This is a genomic window from Rhizobium sp. 01N424 (assembly GCF_056399485.1).
In genome coordinates this window covers 990,591-1,007,214 of the sequence record NZ_JBFTRK010000001.1, presented here as the reverse complement: position 1 = coordinate 1,007,214, position 16,624 = coordinate 990,591, and the positions used below count along the sequence as shown (strand labels likewise).

18 protein-coding genes and 1 pseudogene are annotated in these 16,624 nt (G+C 64.9%); 1 reads left to right on the top strand and 18 read right to left on the bottom strand.

Going from position 1 to position 16,624, the window contains the following annotated elements; translation table 11 throughout:
• Nucleotides 1-86 precede the first annotated feature (86 nt).
• The 14 genes and pseudogenes from AC1DNK_RS05220 to AC1DNK_RS05155 all read right to left on the bottom strand — a co-directional run bounded on the left by AC1DNK_RS05220 (nt 87) and on the right by AC1DNK_RS05155 (nt 12,185).
• Nucleotides 87-512, bottom strand: coding sequence for a hypothetical protein (locus AC1DNK_RS05220; protein ID WP_112390725.1), 426 nt, complete (start codon nt 510-512; stop codon nt 87-89).
• Nucleotides 513-630: 118 nt separating this feature from the next.
• A complete protein-coding gene (locus AC1DNK_RS05215) occupies nt 631-2,034 on the bottom strand; it encodes a sensor histidine kinase (RefSeq protein ID WP_112390724.1) in 1,404 nt (467 codons plus the stop codon).
• The gene (locus AC1DNK_RS05210; RefSeq protein ID WP_112390723.1) at nt 2,034-2,696 is read right to left on the bottom strand and encodes a response regulator transcription factor; all 663 of its coding nucleotides are present in this window, start codon (nt 2,694-2,696) and stop codon (nt 2,034-2,036) included. The genes AC1DNK_RS05215 and AC1DNK_RS05210 overlap by 1 nt, the downstream gene beginning before the upstream one ends.
• 52 nt (nt 2,697-2,748) lie before the next feature.
• Nucleotides 2,749-2,997 carry a hypothetical protein gene (locus AC1DNK_RS05205; protein ID WP_112390722.1) on the bottom strand — a complete coding sequence of 83 codons (249 nt, stop codon included), beginning with the start codon at nt 2,995-2,997 and terminating at the stop codon, nt 2,749-2,751.
• Nucleotides 2,998-3,190: 193 nt separating this feature from the next.
• Nucleotides 3,191-3,397 (bottom strand): hypothetical protein, encoded by a 207-nt coding sequence (locus AC1DNK_RS05200; RefSeq protein WP_112390721.1) that lies wholly within the window; start codon nt 3,395-3,397, stop codon nt 3,191-3,193.
• 21 nt (nt 3,398-3,418) lie between these two features.
• A complete protein-coding gene (locus AC1DNK_RS05195; RefSeq protein WP_477939713.1) occupies nt 3,419-7,261 on the bottom strand; it encodes a baseplate multidomain protein megatron in 3,843 nt (1,280 codons plus the stop codon).
• Between the two features lie 331 nt (nt 7,262-7,592).
• The gene (locus tag AC1DNK_RS05190) at nt 7,593-8,045 is read right to left on the bottom strand and encodes an NlpC/P60 family protein (RefSeq protein WP_477939712.1); all 453 of its coding nucleotides are present in this window, start codon (nt 8,043-8,045) and stop codon (nt 7,593-7,595) included.
• A complete protein-coding gene (locus tag AC1DNK_RS05185) occupies nt 8,042-8,932 on the bottom strand; it encodes a DUF2163 domain-containing protein (protein WP_477939711.1) in 891 nt (296 codons plus the stop codon). Before AC1DNK_RS05185 ends, AC1DNK_RS05190 begins: the two co-directional genes overlap by 4 nt.
• Nucleotides 8,929-9,567 (bottom strand): phage distal tail protein, Rcc01695 family, encoded by a 639-nt coding sequence (locus AC1DNK_RS05180; RefSeq protein WP_477939710.1) that lies wholly within the window; start codon nt 9,565-9,567, stop codon nt 8,929-8,931. The genes AC1DNK_RS05185 and AC1DNK_RS05180 overlap by 4 nt, the downstream gene beginning before the upstream one ends.
• Nucleotides 9,568-9,574: 7 nt before the next feature.
• Nucleotides 9,575-10,117: a phage tail tape measure protein gene (locus AC1DNK_RS05175; protein WP_112517171.1), complete on the bottom strand. Its 543-nt coding sequence runs from the start codon at nt 10,115-10,117 to the stop codon at nt 9,575-9,577.
• Between the two features lie 25 nt (nt 10,118-10,142).
• A complete protein-coding gene (locus AC1DNK_RS05170; protein ID WP_477939708.1) occupies nt 10,143-11,150 on the bottom strand; it encodes a serine hydrolase domain-containing protein in 1,008 nt (335 codons plus the stop codon).
• A gap of 44 nt (nt 11,151-11,194) precedes the next feature.
• A pseudogene (locus AC1DNK_RS05165) lies at nt 11,195-11,368 on the bottom strand (rcc01693 family protein); the annotation flags it as partial.
• Between the two features lie 44 nt (nt 11,369-11,412).
• Nucleotides 11,413-11,778, bottom strand: a complete 366-nt coding sequence (locus AC1DNK_RS05160; RefSeq protein ID WP_477939707.1) for a gene transfer agent family protein — start codon at nt 11,776-11,778, stop codon at nt 11,413-11,415.
• Complete coding sequence (locus tag AC1DNK_RS05155; protein ID WP_112390713.1) at nt 11,778-12,185, bottom strand: phage major tail protein, TP901-1 family; 408 nt, start codon at nt 12,183-12,185, stop codon at nt 11,778-11,780. The genes AC1DNK_RS05160 and AC1DNK_RS05155 overlap by 1 nt, the downstream gene beginning before the upstream one ends.
• Nucleotides 12,186-12,517: 332 nt before the next feature.
• Between AC1DNK_RS05155 and AC1DNK_RS05150 the strand changes: the two genes are divergently transcribed.
• Entirely contained in the window at nt 12,518-13,735 is a 1,218-nt protein-coding gene (locus AC1DNK_RS05150) for an MFS transporter (RefSeq protein WP_477939706.1), read from the top strand.
• Here the strand turns inward: AC1DNK_RS05150 and AC1DNK_RS05145 are convergent.
• From AC1DNK_RS05145 to AC1DNK_RS05130, 4 genes are all read right to left on the bottom strand, one after another.
• A complete protein-coding gene (locus AC1DNK_RS05145) occupies nt 13,695-14,111 on the bottom strand; it encodes a DUF3168 domain-containing protein (RefSeq protein ID WP_477939704.1) in 417 nt (138 codons plus the stop codon). The genes AC1DNK_RS05150 and AC1DNK_RS05145 overlap by 41 nt on opposite strands.
• Nucleotides 14,112-14,198: 87 nt before the next feature.
• Nucleotides 14,199-14,534, bottom strand: coding sequence for a phage head closure protein (locus AC1DNK_RS05140; RefSeq protein ID WP_477939703.1), 336 nt, complete (start codon nt 14,532-14,534; stop codon nt 14,199-14,201).
• Entirely contained in the window at nt 14,534-15,103 is a 570-nt protein-coding gene (locus AC1DNK_RS05135; RefSeq protein WP_477939702.1) for a head-tail connector protein, read from the bottom strand. The genes AC1DNK_RS05140 and AC1DNK_RS05135 overlap by 1 nt, the downstream gene beginning before the upstream one ends.
• A gap of 258 nt (nt 15,104-15,361) precedes the next feature.
• Nucleotides 15,362-16,615, bottom strand: a complete 1,254-nt coding sequence (locus tag AC1DNK_RS05130; protein ID WP_477939701.1) for a phage major capsid protein — start codon at nt 16,613-16,615, stop codon at nt 15,362-15,364.
• Between the last annotated feature and the right edge of the window lie 9 nt (nt 16,616-16,624).

The window sequence follows — 16,624 nt, the reverse complement described above, 5'->3', positions numbered from 1 at the left end:
GGAGCGCAGCGTACTCAACGTACGTGAGCACCGGAAGCGTGGAGAAGCGCCATTTGCAGCCCAGCATGGGCTGAATGCCGGTTGGTCTAGCCGAGCGGCGACCAGCTTCCGTCGCTGTTGCGGCAGGCCGATCCGCGCACTGCGGTATCCTTGCCATCGACTGTCAGCGTGTGAGTGTATTGGCGGCAATTCTGCGAGCCGACCTGATAGGGCGCTGCGGCAACGACCTTGCCGCTGACATTGCGGCCGCTCCAGACGACCGGCTGGCCGACGGCGGCACCCTCAAGCGCCCGGTATTCCGCTTCGAGCGCCCGCTGTTTGTCGCTGTCGCTGAGTTCTATGCCGCTGCGTCCGGCAATACCGCCCTGCAGCGCGGAGATGAAGCTCGCCGAGGCAGAGGGCTTGCGGGAGAACATGCCGCCTGAAGTGCTGCTCTTCGTTGTCGTGCAGCCGCTCACCGCAACGGCAACCAAAAGCGAGGAGACGATCATGGCATTCGCGCGTAACATCATTCTGTCGAACCAGCAGAAAAGAACAAATCAACGCCGCCAGATGCACATGTGCTCGTGTCGGCTTTAAGGCAAAGCATGCTATGCACTTGCCTATGTCTTTGTGACATCAAGCAATTGCTCACGCAACATCCTTTGTAAGACCCGGCAAAATTAGCCGCGCCCGCAGACCGCCCGCCTCACCGCGGGAGAGTTCCAGCCGACCCTGATACTCGTTGGCGATCTCGGTGACGATCGAAAGGCCAAGCCCGGTTCCCGGCTTGCTTTCGTCCAGCCGCTTGCCACGCTTCAGCGCTTCCTTCATCTGATCGGGCTCCAGACCCGGCCCGTCGTCCTCGACGACCAGTTCCACCCAATGCTTGCGGCCGCTGCTTTCGGCGCCTTTGACGTCGTCGGCAGCTTCCACCGCTGTGAGCTTGATCTTGTGAACGGCGAAACGCGCTGCATTCTCCAGCAGATTGCCCACCGTCTCTTCCAGATCCTGTTGCTCCATCGCCACCGCCAGATGCGGCGGAGCGACCGAAAGCTCGAATTCCTTGTCGACGTTGAGGCGGCGCATGACGCGCACCAGCCGCTCGAGCGCAGGCTCCGCATCGGTGCGCGCCAGCACGCTTTCGCGCTGCGCGGCAATGCGGGCACGGTTGAGATAGGATTGCACCTGCCCCTGCATCGCCTCGGCCTGGCTCTTCACCAATTCGCCATGCGAGCGCTCGAGCACCCGGGCTTCGTTGAGCAGCACGGCGATCGGCGTTTTCAGCGAATGCGCCAGATTGCCGACCTGCATGCGGGCGCGCTCGACGATGCGGCGGTTGCTGTCGATCAGCGCATTCACCTCATTGGCAAGCGGCAGGATCTCGCGCGGGAAATCGCCCTTCAGCTGCTCGCTCTCGCCGGCGCGGATCCGCTCCAGCGCGGCGCGCGCCTTGTCCAGCGGCTTCAGGCCAAAGAGAATGGCAAGCGCGTTGACGATCAGACTGCCCACACCGAAGCCTGCAAGCGCCAGATAAAGGCTGTGGGAAAAGTTGCTGACGTCGCTTTCAACGACTTCGACATTGCCGCTGACGCGAAAGCGCGCCGCGCGCCCGTCGGTATCAAGCACCACTTCCGTTTCGGCCACCTGCACCCGGTTTCCGCTCGCGTCCGTCACCTGGTAATAGCGCTCGTAATTCTTGTCGAACGGCGCTTCGAGCACCGAAGGAACCGGGATCGTCGCCGAGCCCAGCGAGGGCGAGACCAGCGGTGCCGCCGTATAGGTGCCGAGCGGCTCCACCACCCAGTACCAGCCGGTGCGCGGCTGCGCGAAACGCAGGTCGCCGAGCTGCGGGCTGCCTGCCAGCGCGCCCTGATCACCGATCGTGACCGAATTGATGACGTTATAGAGCTGCGCGCGCAGCAGATCCTGAAAGCCGCGCTCGGCGCTGCGGCGGTAGAGCGTCGAAATCAACAGCCCGATCACCACAAGCGCCACGGTCGACCATACGGTCGTCAACAGGAGAACGCGTGCGGTGAGCGACTTTATGCGCATCAGGCCGGCGCTTGAATGCGGTATCCGAGACCGCGCACCGTTTCGATCAAGTCGACGCCCATCTTCTTGCGCAGACGTCCGACGAAGACTTCGATCGTATTGGAATCACGATCGAAATCCTGGTCGTACATATGCTCGACAAGTTCCGATCGGGAGACGACCTCGCCCATGTGATGCATGAGATAGGAAAGCAGCCGGTATTCGTGCGACGTCAGCTTCAGCGCCACGCCGTTGACGACGGCCTTCGAGGTCTTGGTATCGAGCCGGACAGGCCCGCAGACGATCTCCGAAGATGAATGGCCGGCGGCGCGGCGGATCAGTGCGCGAATGCGCGCCAGCACTTCTTCCACGTGGAAAGGCTTAGTCACGTAGTCGTCGGCGCCGGCGTCGATGCCCGCCACCTTGTCGCTCCAGCGATCGCGCGCCGTCAGGATCAGCACCGGCATGCCGCGCCCGGCACCGCGCCACTTTTCGAGAACGCTTACGCCATCCAGTTCCGGCAGGCCGATATCGAGAATGATGGCGTCATAGGGCTCGGTGTCGCCGAGGAAATGTCCCTCTTCACCGTCGAAAGCCTGATCGACGACATAGCCCGCCTCTTTCAGCGTGTCGCTCAGCTGCCGGTTCAGATTGACGTCGTCTTCGACTACCAGAATGCGCATCGGTCCGCTCTCACCTCGATTGTGTCACTGGAGTTTCATAGGCCGATTCCGCCTACATCGGAACCCTGACAGTTACCTTGCGGGGGCGCTGGCCGTTGCCCTGAACAAGCACGGTGATGATGCAGGTGTCGCCCGAGGGCTGAACCGAAAGCAGCTGGCCACCCGTCTGCTCGACGACCTGCTGCGCGGCAGCGCTGCAATCGCCCGAGACGCGCACCACGAGAGTGCGGGAGTCGTCCGGTGAGGGCGCCGATACAGCCAGCCCTGCGGCCAAGGCTACGACGCTCAGAGGAGAGGCCATGTGCAATGCTTCCAACGTGGTTCCAACTTGGCCCGACTATGTACTCACGTGACCTGAATGGCAAATGAATGCACTGTAATGACGGAGGTTTAGAACAATTCTTGACTGTATTTCTCTAACGATATTCACAGCCGAAAGACGAGGCGGCAGAAGCTCTTGATGCCGCTGCCGGCCTCTTTCTCGAAACACCGTTTCAGCGGATCGCCGCATTCGCCGTCAGCCGTCCGTAGATGGCCAGAAGCCCGCCGATCGCGCCGGAAATATTGACGATAGAATCGACGATCTGGCTCTGGTCGCCCGCCTCGATATCGATTCCCGCCGCATGCAGAACCGACGCGCCGATGGCGATCAGCGCACCCCAGATCGTCTTTGAATGATACCAGTTCTTCAAATCACCCATGACCATTCCTTTCGTTGAAAATCACATCGTCATCGTTGCCACCGCTGCGAGCCCGAGCGGCATGCGCTGGCCCATCTGCCGCACGCGGATCGTCAACTCGGCCTGCGGACTGCCGAAATCGGCAATCTCTCCCACTAGCGGATAGGTCCAGGCCGCGGCAGAGACCTCGACCAGCCGCTTGACCTCCGCCCCGCTCATCACCTCGACCCGGTAGCGCTCGAAGGGTTCGTCGAGGGGAATATCCGCAGCCATCCAGTTATCGGCGTCGACACGCCCGCGCCGGATCCAGGAGAAGCACGCAGCACCCGCAGCGTCTCTGGCCGCGCGCAGATGAACGGGAGAAAGCGGCGTCTCCGCCCTCATCCCGCCCTCGAAGACAAAGGGACCTATCTTTCCTGATACCCCTGACGCCTCGACGATCCAGTTGAGCCGCAGCCCCATCTCGTCGCCGCCGAGCCCGAGCGGCACCACCGCCTCGTCGAGCACGACGATAGAAGCACCCGCCTCCGCTCCGGCGCCCATCGCATCCTCCGACCCCGCCAGCCCTCTCAGCAGTCCGCTCAGCCGCCAGCGCCCGGCCGCAATCTCCTCGGCCTGCTGAAAAGCCAGAACCTCCCAGCTGCCATTGCCCGAAAGCACCGCAAGCATGTTCGCCCCGTTCAGCACGGCGATCGCCGATGCCGACGACAGCTCCCCGAACGGCAGCTCCAGCTCCACGTTTACCGACCAGTCGAAACGCCCCGGCACCCCGGCCGATAGCGGCGCCGCAAGCACCCCGATCCGCGCCGGCCGTTCGAGCAGCGCGCGGCCGCGATAGCCTTCCCCGCTCACCGAGGACGAGAGCCCGGCCGTCTTCCAGGGACGCGCGAAGACCGCGGCCCTTGCAAAACTTTCGGCCTCGCCTGCCGCGAACCGCGGCAAATCCATCAGCTGAACCACCGGATCGAACAGGCTCGATGGCTGGCCGCTGCCGTTCCTGCCGCCGGCCTCTTCAGCCGGTGCCGCGCCCGCCGATGGCGCAAACTCGCGCGCCTCGACCTCTCTCGTGCCTCCGTCTTCGATCGACGCGATCAGGAACCGCCCCGGCGGCCCACCGGTGATCGCCACCACATCGCCCGGCTGAAACTGCCGCGCGCCAGGCGGCAGCGCAAAGCGCACCGACCGTCTGCCGATCCGGTTGTCGCGCAGCAGCGCCTCGGCGGCATTCAGCGCCGCTTCCTCCGCAAGCACCGCCGGGAGATCGCTCTTCAGCACGCGGCTCGTCGCCGATTGGGCCCGGTGCGAGCGCACGCCCGCCTGCTCGTAGGCGTCATCGGGATTGTAAAAGGTGATGACAGCCTCGGCGGCGTGATCGCTGTCATGTCCGCGGGTTTCCTGCCACAACGGGCGATCCTCGAGATCGGCAAGCACAGCGATTTCAGTAGGAGGCAGGCTCGTCCGCGCTCTCGAGCGAAACCGCAGCAAACCGCCATCCTCGAAGGCGTCGATCTGGAAGGCTTCCAGCAGCGGCTCGATCAGGCTGCGCGCCGAAGTCATGTCGCCCTGCACATAGCCGGTCAGGTCACCGGACACTTCCGAGACATCGAAATCATGGAAGCCATGATCGCGAAACACCGCGGCCATCACATCCGCCAGACTTCCGGCCCCCAACCGGCCATTGAGCCAATGACCGCTGCGCCAGTTTGCGCCATCGCTCCAGATATCCGTTTCCAGTGGAAAGGCCGGATAGGGCCGTGCATCCCACGACCACAGGAAAATATGGGCGGGATCGACCATGCCGGCTGCAGCGCCGGGACGGTTCCACCAGGCGTGATGCGCCTCCAGAAACCGCCGCTGCATGGCATCGGAGCGTGCCCGGCTGGAGAAATAGGGGGCCGCACTCTCGGCCGATTTCGGATCGGCAAAGACATTCGGCTGATTGCCGCCCTTGTCGATCGCCGCACAGCCGAGCTCGGTGAACCAGACCGGCTTCATCCCCGCCTGCCAGCCGGTCGGCGCCGCCTTTTCAAGCCCGCCGACGCGGTCGTAGTGCCGGTTCGCCCACCAGCCCTCGATATCCTTGTAGCTGTAGACCCAGGACTTGCCTGAGAGACCGTCGGCGATCGGCGTTCGCACCCGCGCCTTCCGGTCGGCATCACCGGCATAATACCAGTCGAACCCCTCGCCGCCTGCAATCGCCGCTATCAATCCGGCCTTGTCGTCCGCGGCCCGCATCCCGTCCGGGTTCGCAGCCGCCAGATCGCCGTCGCGCCAATCCGAAAGCGGCATGTAGTTGTCGATGCCGACAGCATCAATCGCACTCGAAGCCCAAAGCGGATCGAGATTGAAACAGACATCGCCGCTGCCGTCATCCGGCCGGTATCCCGAATATTCGCTCCAATCCGCGGCATAGGTCAGCTTCACCTGCGGCAGCACGGCTTTCACATCGGCCGCCAGAGCCACCAGCGCATTGACGAACGGAAAGGCACCGGTCTCGTCGCGCACCTGCGTCAGGCCGCGCATCTCCGAGCCGATGATGAAACCCGAAACGCCGCCCGCCGCCTTTGCGAGCTGCGCATAATGCAGGATGAACCGGCAGTAGCTCTCCTCGCCGCCGTTATAGATCACCCGCTGCCCGGCGATGCTGAAATGTCCGGCCTGCGCTGCGCCTCTGAACGCCTCGATCTGCGCCCGCGCCGCCGCCGTCCGGTCCGCCGATCCCGGCTGGCCGATCGCCGGATGGCATGTTACCCGTCCGCGCCAGGGATAGGCCGCCTGGCCGTTGCCGCCATAGGGATCCGGCAACGCATTGCCTCCTTCGATATCCATCATCACAAACGGATAGAGATAGACCTCCAGCCCCCGCGCTTTGAGATCGGCGATCGCCGAGACGACGCTCAGGTCATCCGGCGTCCCGCCATAGGCCGGCCCGCCGTCGCGGCGGCTGACGAGATGGGCTTGCGCCCGCGATAAGCCCGACACCGACCATGGACTGCTTTCGGCATTGCGCGCCTGCACTTCCACGCCCGGCACGATCCGGCAATTGCCGGCCCGCAAGTCCGTTCCGAACCAGGAGACGACAAGCGCCACCCGCTTGAGGTTTGGGCAGACCGCCGTCAGCTCGCTGATCGAAACGTCCCAGTCGGTCAACCCCTGCAGGCTGTTGCGGTTGAGCAGCCGGGCGCTTCCCGCACCGGTCTTTTCCGAGACCGCGACGGTCCGGTAGCCATGCTCCGTCGCCCCCGGAATGATGCAGACCGCCTGGACCTGCTCCTCCAGTTCTCCGACCGTCCGCACCACCTCGAACTGCATCAGCGGGATGCGATTGCCGTAGCTGTCGAGCGGCAGCCGCTCGAACACGACATAGGCGAGCCCGCGATAGGCCGATGCCATTCCCGTTCCTTGCTTGGCCTCGATCAGCGGATCGGGCAGCTGTTCAGCGTCACCGGCATAGAACCGCATCTCGATCGCCGTCAGGTCGAGCTCCTTGCCGTCGGCCCATATCCGCCTGACACAGGCAACCGGCCCCTCGCAGAGCCCGATCGCGAAATTGGCGAAGTAGCGGAACGTCTCGACCTTCGGCCCCGACGAGGACTTGCCCCCCGCGCGTTCGGTGGTCACCACTTCCTCGAAGCGCGTCGCCCAGATCATCGTCCCGCCGATCCTGACGGCGCCATAGACCCGGTTGATCGACGTTCCCTCGTCGGCGCCCGGAATGCGTGCCGTCGAAAGCCGCGCACCGCGCACCGTCTGGCCGCCGCCGATCAGCGCCCGGTCGAGCGCATTGCCCGCCAGCGCACCCGCAGCCCGGCCGATGATCGCCCCGACAGGACCGAAAACGCTGCCCAGCGCGGCACCCGCCGCCTGAAGAAGGAGAGTGGCCATGCAAACCTCGCAGCGAGTCGCCAGCGCCGCTTACACGGCACTTGATTTTTCCCGCAATGATTGCGTTAGATTGCTGCAGTCGTGAGCAGAAGCAGAAGCGCCGATACCAGCCGGCTCACTGGAGAGGACGGGCCTCTCCAGCCTCGGCAAGGGCCTTGCTCTCGATCAAGGAGGTGATGCTATGTGGTTCTTGCCATTCGGTATCACGCTTAGTGTGAGGAAAACCCGGACGGGCTGGTCAATAGCCATCCGGGTTCAATTCCACACATAAGCAAAGGGTGGGCGGAGTTACAGCTCCGCTCACCACTCCCAAAACATACATACATGCGCTTCAATTTTCAAGTTTCGCTGCAACCTCCGGAAACCGGAACACGGCCGTCACACGCCGCCGCCAGCTCGGCACCAATACCGACCGGATAACCTCCGCCTGCTCATAGGCATGGATGAAACTCTTCCCCCCGGCAAAGATGCCGGCATGCTTGGCTGCCACATCCGGCCGCCAGCGAAACAGCAGCAGATCGCCCGGCATCATCGCCTCCACCGGAACCGGCGCACCGAAATGCCGGAGCGCTGCATCGAGCAGCCGGTCCTCGCCACTCCGCTCGGCCCAGTCGCGCGCATAGGGCGGCGGCATCTCCGGCTCGACGCCGTAAAGCTCGCGCCAGATGCCACGGATAAGGCCGAGGCAGTCGCAGCCGATGCCTTTGGCAGACGACTGGTGCCTGTAGGGCGTGCCGATCCAGCTCTCGGCGGCCGAAAGCGCCCGTTGGTTGATCGCAGTCATTTGAAGAGCGCGCTCCCGTCATGGATGCTGCCGCCATCCGCATAGGTATAGGCGAAGTCGGCGCCCGGCATATGCGGGAAGCCGCGGAAATTCCGCTGGTTGGCGAACTTGGCCCGGCAGGTGCCGAACGCCTTGTCGCAACCCGCCGTCAACAGCACCCGGCACCCCGCGTCCGGCGCCCGTGCCACCGGCAGCCACAGCGTCACCTCGACCTCGGCTCCCGCCGCGCCATGCGCCTCGATATCCAGCCGTTCGCCGGCATTTTCCCCATCAAGAAACGCAATTGTCCCATAGCGAAAGAACCCATCCGGGAAGGCGCTCAGCCCCGATACGGCGATCCGTGTCGCATCGATGACCGCAGCCAGCACACCCTCGCGGCAGAACGGAGCTTGCGTCACATCGATACCGCATCTGGCATCGCCGAGCGCCGCATCGCAGCGGCGGCCATAGAGCCGTCCCTGCGGCTGGTTCAGCCGGTGCGCGAAACTGCGCAGCTCGGCGCGAAACTGCCCGCCGCTGCGCGTCACTTCGCCGATCTCCTGCACCTTCAGCAGCAGATGCTGATCCGGCATCGCCCAGTTGACCAGAAACACCTCGACGCGCGCGCCATCATAAAGCCCGCGCTGCAGATCCGCCTCGCTGATCGCCGCATTCGAAAAACCGCCGGTCACCTCGCTCGTCGCCGCAGGCAAGCCTGTACTCTCCTCGGTACCACTTGCCGAAAAGCCGCTGGCCGCCAGAAACACCGTGCCTGTGAAAGTGAGGTCGTGGTCATGCTCGCTAAAGCCCAGCACCACGCCATCGCTGCGCGTCACGCGCCAGGCATGGCAGACCGTCGTCGCGTCGCCATCAAGATGCGCTCTGAGTTCCGTGCCGATCGTCCTCATGGCAGGATCTCCGTCAGCGGAATGGCCGGGATCCGTCCGGCATTGAAGGCGGTCAGGTTCACGTCGATCCGCCCGGTCGCAAACCGCACCGGCACATCGAACTCGAAGCCCGCGGTCACCCGCGCCCCGGCCGCAGGAATGCTGCCCGGCCGAAAGGTCACGATCCCCGCCACAACGTCGCAGTCGTATGCGCTTCCTGCCATCACCTCCCCATCGACGGCGATCGTCACGCTGCCAGCCACGGGCTTGGCAATCCGCCGCGCATTGCTTGCCGCCGCATCGCCATAGGTCTTCACCAGCTGAAACGCCGCCTTCGCCCCGTCGCCGGTACCCAGCATCTGGTCGAGCGCCGTTACCGGCTGGTCAGGCCGTCCGGATTTCCAGTCGAGCGGATCACGGAAGCGGAAGCCATAGAGTTCGCCGCTCCGCGCCTCGAAAAATTCCAGCACCTCGTAAAGATCGCCGGCCGAGCGAACGCCCGACCCGGCATCGTAGCTCCGCCGCGCATCGCGCCAACGGCTGTTGCGGCTTTCGCGGCCGTTCGACAGATTGACGATATCGGTCCGCCGCACCGGCCCGCCGCTCGTCGAAAGCGACAGCCTCAGCGGAAATTGCACCTCATGAAACCCGCTCATCTCAGCCTCACAGATTGCGCTGGCCGCGCATCGCCGTGCGCGCCAGCATCGCCGAAATCTGCGCCTCGCTCTTCTGGAAGCTCTGCGCATCGGTGGCCGTCACATTGAAGACGATCTGCGTCCCGCCGCCGCCCGCTGCCGCCACGCCCAGCGCCCCATCCGGCCCGCGCCTCAGCGGCAGGATCGCCTCGCTGCCCGCCTCGCCCATCAGCCCGACATTGCCGCCGAGAGGGAAATAGCTCGGCGCCGAAACCACCCCGCCATCGGCGAAGGGCACGATCTTGCCAAGACCACCCGCAAGCCCGGATACGGCGCCGCCGATCAGCCCCTCCAGCGGCTTCATACCCGCCGAAAGCGCGATATCGGCCAGCCGTTTTCCAAGCCCACGCAGGATATCGTCGAGCCCCTTGCCGCCGCTGACGGCGCTTCGGAGCGCACCGCTGAGCGCGGATCCGAAAGACCGCGAGCGGCTCTCCAGATCCTCGAGCGCACGGCGCAGTTCATCGGCCTGCCCGGCCATCTGGCCAAGCCCGGTGTCGTCACCTTCCATCGATGTCTCCTGAAAAGTATGAGGCTCAGCCCCGTTGCGGCATCGCCGAAAGCGCCAGCCGCAGGATCTCGCCCATCTGCACATGGCTGACGCCGCGGCCAGCGCGCAGCGCCGTCGCCGACCGGTGCACGATGACGAGATCGATATCCGGCAGCACGATCAGATACTGCCCGCCCCAGCCGCTGGCGTAATAGATAGGCACATGCACCGCCATCGGATCGTCTTCGGCATCCGCCTCCGTCACCCACCAGAGCAATCCATACGCACGCCCGGCGCCAACCTTCGAATGCGGCCGCGTGCTTTCCCGCACCCAGCTCTGCGGCACGAGCTGCCTTGCGCCCCACCGCCCATACCGGAGATAGAGAAGCCCGACCCGCGCCAGATCCCGCGCCGACATCTGGATCTTGTAGACCGGATGCATGGACTCCGGCCCGTTCTGAAACCACCCGTCACCCGGCGCACAATCCTGCATGCGCAATGGCTTCACCAGGCGGGACGCAAGCGCCTCCAGCACATTCTCGCCCGTCGCACGCTCGACGATCGTTCCGAGAACGTTGAAATCCCAGTTGTTGTAGAACCAATGCGCTCCAGGCGGATGGCTGCCTCTGTCAGGCCTGCCGTTCGCCGTATCGTAGACCGACGGCAGGTAGACGCCCGAGCGTGCGCGCAGCAGATCCATGACCGTCGCCTTGCGCTCACTCGCCGTCAGCGGCGTCATGTCGTCAATATTGAAATCGGCAAGCGTCTGCTGCGGATCGATCCGCCCTTCGGCAATCAGCATGCCATAGAGCACATTGACCAGACTCTTGCGCACCGATGCGACGCTCGACTTGAAGGCGATATCGCCCCAGCGGTAGATGAGACGCCCGTCCCGGACGATCATGAATGCGCTGCTTTCGCCCTTCGCCAGTTCAGCGGAGAGCATGTCCAGCCACTCGCTCGACCAGCCGAACATCTCCGCCGGCCGCTCATCCCAATCCGTGAAGGGAAAGGTGATCGTTCCCTTCGCAAAGATACCGTCCGCCTGCCCCATCTCAGCTCCGAATCCGGTGACCTCAGGAGAATAGCATGATGCCGTCACGCCACCCCATCCGGAAACCGAGCCATCATTTCAGCCAGCCCGTCGCGCGTAAACCTCGCGGCCCGCGGCACCATTCCACCGGCCGCGGCAAAAAACTCCACCGGCGTCATCGCCCAGAAGGCATCGGGAGAAAGCCGCAGCAGGCAGAGACCGGTGTGCAGCACGCGCGTCCAGGGAAATGGCCCGGCGCGTGCGGCGGTCCCGCCCGCTGCGGCTAGAGGGGGCGGAGGGAGGTGCCGCCCGCCTCTGTCTGCGGCTGTGCAAAAGTCGCGATCAGCAGCTCGCCGACGACAGCCGCAAAACCGGCAATGCCGCCCTCGACGCTCGCCTCGGCGACATCTTGATCGGAATAGAGATTGCCGCCGCCGCGAAGCCCGGCGCCAATGATGCGGATCATGTCCTCGGCCTTCAGCCGCCCGGCCGAAAACCGCTCGGCGAGCCCTGTGAGATCGTCGGCCGCAAAGGCCGTCTCCAGCTCCGCCAGCGCCCCAAGCGTCAGGCACAAAATCCGCCGCTCGCCATCGACGACCGCCTCGATCTCGCCGCGCCTGCGGTTCGCTCTCGCCCCCGCCGCCCGCATCAGAGCGCTCCGAAGGTCAGTGCACCGGCCGATTCCAGCGCCAGCTCGAACAGGATCTCGCCATCATGCTGCCCGGAATATTCGAGCGCCGTCACCTGGAATGCTCCGGTCACGCTGCCGAAATCGGGCACGACGATCTGCCAGTTCAAGATCGACGCATTGAAAAACGCGCCCCGCACCAGCCCATCGGACGCCGCATCCTTGAAGATGCCGGCGCCCGAAACCGAAGCCCGCTGCACGCCCGCCCCGCCCAGCAGCTCCCGCCACCGCCCGGCGCTCTCCGCATCGGTCACATCGACCGTCTCGGCATTGAACGCCAACCGCTTCGACCTGAGTCCCGCCACCGTCTCGTAACCAGTCCCATTGTGGATCTTCAACAGCAGATCCTTGCCCTTCTGCGCCACCATGCCCTTGCCCTCCTGAAATCCGAAGCCTGCCCAAACTACGCATCCGCGCGTCTGCGCGGCGAGAGAACCACGTCACACAGCAACCGGAGCCCCCTCATCCGCCCTTCGGGCACCTTCTCCCCGCTGGTGAGAAGGGAGGCGCCGCAACGCCGAGCCGTAAAGCGAAATCAAGGTCGCAGATTCCCTTTCCCCCCTCGGGGAGAAGGTGCCCGCAGGGCGGATGAGGGGGCCACGGACGCGACATCCGCGACACCAAGAACACGACTTTGCTCCGCCCCACCAAACCTGCTAAACCCCACCCCTATTTCCAGCCCCAAAGCCTTTCAGCACCAATGCCAACATTCCCCCTCCGCTCGGCGCAGACGATCGCCGTCCTCGCGATCACCCAGCTCATCGGCTGGGGCACCACCTTCGACATGCTCGGCGTCATGGGCCGCGTCATCGCGCCCGAGCTCGGCCTGCCGAATGAGATCATCTTTGCCGGCATCACCATCATGATGGTGGTCACCGCCTTCGCCAGCCCAGGTACCGGCCGCCTGCTGGCGCGTCATGGTGCCGCCAAAGTGCTCGCCGCCTCGTCCGTCATTTTCGCCACCGGCCTCGTGATGCTGTCTGCGGCGCACGAGGTCATCCTCTATGCGCTCGCCTGGATCGTCATCGGCCTCGGCGGCGCGCTCGGCCTGTCGGCACCCGCCTATACCGCCGTCGTCGAGCGCGAGGGGATGAACGGCAAGCGCGTCATCGCGATCCTCATGCTGTTCACCGGCCTGTCGGCGACCATCTTCTGGCCGTTGCTGACGTGGCTCAACGACGCCTTCGGCTGGCGCGCCGCCTTCCGGATTTCGGCCGCCCTCCACCTCTTCATCTGCCTGCCGCTGCATCTTTTCGCACTGCCGAAACCGGTCGCCACGCATACGCAGGGTACCGCTGCCGAAACGCCGCCTATCGCGCTTTCGAGCAAGCAGCGCCGCACCGCCTTCCTGCTGCTGGCAGCCTCCACGACGCTCTGCACCTTCGTCAGCTTCGGCGTGGCGCCGTCGCTGATCGAAATCTTCCGCCAGTCCGGCGCCTCGCCCGCCTTTGCGCTGCAGCTCGGCTCGGCGCGCGGCGTCATCGGCATTTCGGCGCGCGGGCTCGACATGCTGCTCGGCAAGCGCGGCAATCCGATCCTGACTTCGATCGTCGGCATCAGCCTGATGCTCGCAAGCTTCGCGATGCTGCTCACGTTCAGCGGCTCGACCCCTGTCCTCATCACCTTCATCCTGATGTACGGCTTCGGCTCCGGCATCCTCGCCGTCGCCCGCGCGCTGCTGCCGCTGTCCTTCTTCTCTGCCCGGGAATACGGGTTGCAGGCGGCCCGCCTGTCGATGCCGCAAAACCTCGCCAATGCCGCAGCACCCGTCATCTTCACCGCTACGCTCGACCGCGCCGGCACCGGCCTGACGCTCATCATCTGCGCCGTGCTGGCGTCCATCGCCCTCGCCCTGGTCTTCATGCTCGCCGCCATGGTCAGGCAGGCGGCGCGTCAACCGGTTCCGTCACTGCCCTGAAGCGCATTTCGGCGATATGCATCCGCGTCTTCGCTTCCCGCCGCGACCGCGTCAAAAGGTGCTGCAGGCCGACAAGATGATGCCCCTCCAGCGTCAGGGCCTCATCGTCGAGCAACCTCAAAACCATCGCCACGATCTCACCCGCCGCCTTGCGGCCGCCCTCCTCGCAGCAGATGTCGAGCGAGAACCGATGCTCCTCGCCCGCCTCGCCCTCGAGAATGCTGCCGCTCGTCATCTCGCCGATCACGATGCAGGGCAGCCTCTTGCCGCTCACCAGCCTGTCGCGGATACCATCCGCCCCGATCAACCCGCGAAGCCCGATATCACCGGTCAGCCGCGAATGGATCGCCGTCAGCAGTTCATTTGCCGCGCTCATCGCCAGTCTCCTTCGGCCGCGTGCCGCCATCCCGCGCCAGTTTCGCCAGAAAGACCGCGAGATCGGTGATCGTCTGCACAACCGCCGTCATCGCCCGTCCTCCTCGCAGAGGCATACGAGATAGCGCCCGCCCTCATCGGGATCACGCAGACTCCGGATCGCGAAGATGCGCTCGCCCTTGCGCAGCCGCATGCCAGCAGCAAGACCGGTGCGAAACCTGAGCCAGATCCTGTGCGTCACCGTCACGATCTCCGCACCCGCCCGCTCCTCGCGGCTCTCGCCCAGCGGCTCGATGCAGGCCCAGACCGGGCCCACGATCTCAAACGAAACCGCCGCCCCGCCCTGCCCGTCCGCCGTCTCGACCTGCCGCTCCAGCTGCAGGCGCGCCGTCATCTGCCCGGGATCGAACATCACCGCCCGCATCAGAGCCGCCTCATCAGGAAGGGCGCGATCAGCCGGTCGTATCCATCGGGAATATCCGCCGGCTGATCGGCCACCGCGACAGCACCGCGGAACGCAAACATCTGCGCCACATGCATCAGCATCGCCCGCTTCAGGGTATCCGGCACATCCGCCGCCGTTTCGCCGAAGCCCGCCAAAAAATCGATCTCGATGCCATTGATCGCCCGCCCGGCCTCCACAGGACGCCCGAGGATCAGCCGCGCCGGCCGCGTGCTGCGATCCAGAACATGCCCATCCAGCGGCAACGAGACTTCCTCGCCACCGGCATCGTAAAGCGTCACGCTTTCAATCGCTTGCACCGGCCCCCTGGCAATCTGAATCACGCGGTCTTCGGGAACTGAATCAAGATAAAGCCGCCAGCCCTGCCCCATCAGACAAAGCCCCGTCACCCGCTCCAGATGCTCGCGGGCAACGCGGATCAGCGACATCAGCAACGCATCCTCGTCCGCCCCATCCAGCCGCAGATGCGCCTTCACCTCGCCAAGCGCCAGCGCCTCCGCCAGTGGCGGAGTGATCAATGCATAGGTCATTGGAAATTCCTTGTTTGAAAGATGGGGTGGACGAGGTCGCCACCCTCGCCTCCATAAAATAATGAAAGCGAGCGCCCGCAGCCCCCTCATCCGACCCTTCGGACCACCTTCTCCCCGCTGGGGAGAAGGGAAGTCGGGGAGCGCGCCGCGAGTCCCCTTCTCCCCTCGGGGAGAAGGTGCCCGGCAGGGCGGATGAGGGGGCCACACCCGCCAAGAGAGCCAATCTATTCGCTACTCACTACCCCCTACTCACCCCACTCAACTCACCGCAAACTTCACCAGCTTGATCGCCTCGAAGTTCTGCACCCCGCCGCCCACACGCTTCGTCGTGTAAAACAGCACATAGGGCTTCGCCGAATAGGGATCACGCAGCACCCGGACCCCGGTGCGATCGACCACCAGATACCCCGCCCGGAAATCCCCGAAGGCGATCGCCGTCGCACCGGCCGCGATATCCGGCATGTCCTCGGCCTCGGCCACCGGAAAGCCCATCAGCGTCGCTGCCTGGCCGGCCGTTGCCGGCGGCTGCCACATGTAGCGGCCGTCGGCGTCCTTCAGCTTGCGCACCGTCGCTTGCGTCTTGCGGTTCATCACGAAATTGGCGTTCTGCCGGTAGCCGGCCTTCAGCGCATAGACGGCATCGACAAGCACATCCGAAGCACCGCTGGAGGCAAAGGCGCCCGCCGCCCCGGTCGGGATATAGCCGAGATTGCCCCAGCTCCAGCCGCTGTCGGCCACCGCCGTATAGGCCAGGAACCCCTTCGGCTTGTTGGTGCCGTCGCCGGAGACGAAGGCCGTGCCCTCCTGCTCAGCAAAGACGGTATCGACCTCGCCCGAGATCCAGGCCTCGATATCGACAGCCGCATCGTCGAGCAGCGCCTGCGTCGCCGCCGGCATGGCATAGAGTTCCATGGTCGGAAATGTCAGTTCGGCAAGCTGGGCATTGCCGGTCTGCGGCCGCGCCGCCGTTTCGGAAACCCAGCCGGAGGCCATGCCCGACGTCGAGAACGGCTTCTTCAGAACCGATCCCGAGACTTGCCGCACCGTCGCCAGCGCCCGGATCGGCGACACCACCGAAAGCCTGCGGCCGATCTCGCTATCGGTCTCAGGCGGCACCAGATAGCCGCCATCGGCGCCCGTCCCCGATGACATCGCCTTCGCCTCGATCTCTCGCAGCCCCGCCTCGTCGCCGCGGCGGATATAGTTTTCAAAGGCCGCCTTGTGCTCGGCCGTATCAGCCCCGCCGACGCCCGCACGTCCCAGCGGCGGCCGCGCCTTCTTCAGCACCAGCTGGTCGAGCAGCTTCTTCTGATCGTCCATGGCGCGGTTGATGCGGTCCATCTTGTCGCGGGTCACGACGTCGTCGGTGAACTTCGCCTCGATCTCGCCGAGGCGCCGGTCATTGGTCTCCTTGAAGGCCTCGAAGGCCTCCATGAAATCGTCGAAGGCAGCCGTCATCGTCTCCGGCACCGCCTTGATCTCCGGCGCCGTCTTCGCAGTCCTGTCGGTCATATGTCGATC

Coding starts and splice junctions, on each gene's coding strand:
- AC1DNK_RS05215 (WP_112390724.1), bottom strand. CDS start 2,034: ATGCGCATAAAGTCGCTCACCGCACGCGTTCTCCTGTTGACGACCGTA.
- AC1DNK_RS05155 (WP_112390713.1), bottom strand. CDS start 12,185: ATGGTGGCGCAGAAGGGCAAGGATCTGCTGTTGAAGATCCACAATGGG.
- AC1DNK_RS05210 (WP_112390723.1), bottom strand. CDS start 2,696: ATGCGCATTCTGGTAGTCGAAGACGACGTCAATCTGAACCGGCAGCTG.
- AC1DNK_RS05205 (WP_112390722.1), bottom strand. CDS start 2,997: ATGGCCTCTCCTCTGAGCGTCGTAGCCTTGGCCGCAGGGCTGGCTGTA.
- AC1DNK_RS05145 (WP_477939704.1), bottom strand. CDS start 14,111: ATGAGCGCGGCAAATGAACTGCTGACGGCGATCCATTCGCGGCTGACC.
- AC1DNK_RS05135 (WP_477939702.1), bottom strand. CDS start 15,103: ATGACCTATGCATTGATCACTCCGCCACTGGCGGAGGCGCTGGCGCTT.
- AC1DNK_RS05190 (WP_477939712.1), bottom strand. CDS start 8,045: ATGACTGCGATCAACCAACGGGCGCTTTCGGCCGCCGAGAGCTGGATC.
- AC1DNK_RS05220 (WP_112390725.1), bottom strand. CDS start 512: ATGATGTTACGCGCGAATGCCATGATCGTCTCCTCGCTTTTGGTTGCC.
- AC1DNK_RS05170 (WP_477939708.1), bottom strand. CDS start 11,150: ATGGGGCAGGCGGACGGTATCTTTGCGAAGGGAACGATCACCTTTCCC.
- AC1DNK_RS05185 (WP_477939711.1), bottom strand. CDS start 8,932: ATGAGGACGATCGGCACGGAACTCAGAGCGCATCTTGATGGCGACGCG.
- AC1DNK_RS05200 (WP_112390721.1), bottom strand. CDS start 3,397: ATGGGTGATTTGAAGAACTGGTATCATTCAAAGACGATCTGGGGTGCG.
- AC1DNK_RS05140 (WP_477939703.1), bottom strand. CDS start 14,534: ATGCGGGCGGTGATGTTCGATCCCGGGCAGATGACGGCGCGCCTGCAG.
- AC1DNK_RS05175 (WP_112517171.1), bottom strand. CDS start 10,117: ATGGAAGGTGACGACACCGGGCTTGGCCAGATGGCCGGGCAGGCCGAT.
- AC1DNK_RS05150 (WP_477939706.1), top strand. CDS start 12,518: ATGCCAACATTCCCCCTCCGCTCGGCGCAGACGATCGCCGTCCTCGCG.
- AC1DNK_RS05130 (WP_477939701.1), bottom strand. CDS start 16,615: ATGACCGACAGGACTGCGAAGACGGCGCCGGAGATCAAGGCGGTGCCG.
- AC1DNK_RS05160 (WP_477939707.1), bottom strand. CDS start 11,778: ATGCGGGCGGCGGGGGCGAGAGCGAACCGCAGGCGCGGCGAGATCGAG.
- AC1DNK_RS05180 (WP_477939710.1), bottom strand. CDS start 9,567: ATGAGCGGGTTTCATGAGGTGCAATTTCCGCTGAGGCTGTCGCTTTCG.
- AC1DNK_RS05195 (WP_477939713.1), bottom strand. CDS start 7,261: ATGGCCACTCTCCTTCTTCAGGCGGCGGGTGCCGCGCTGGGCAGCGTT.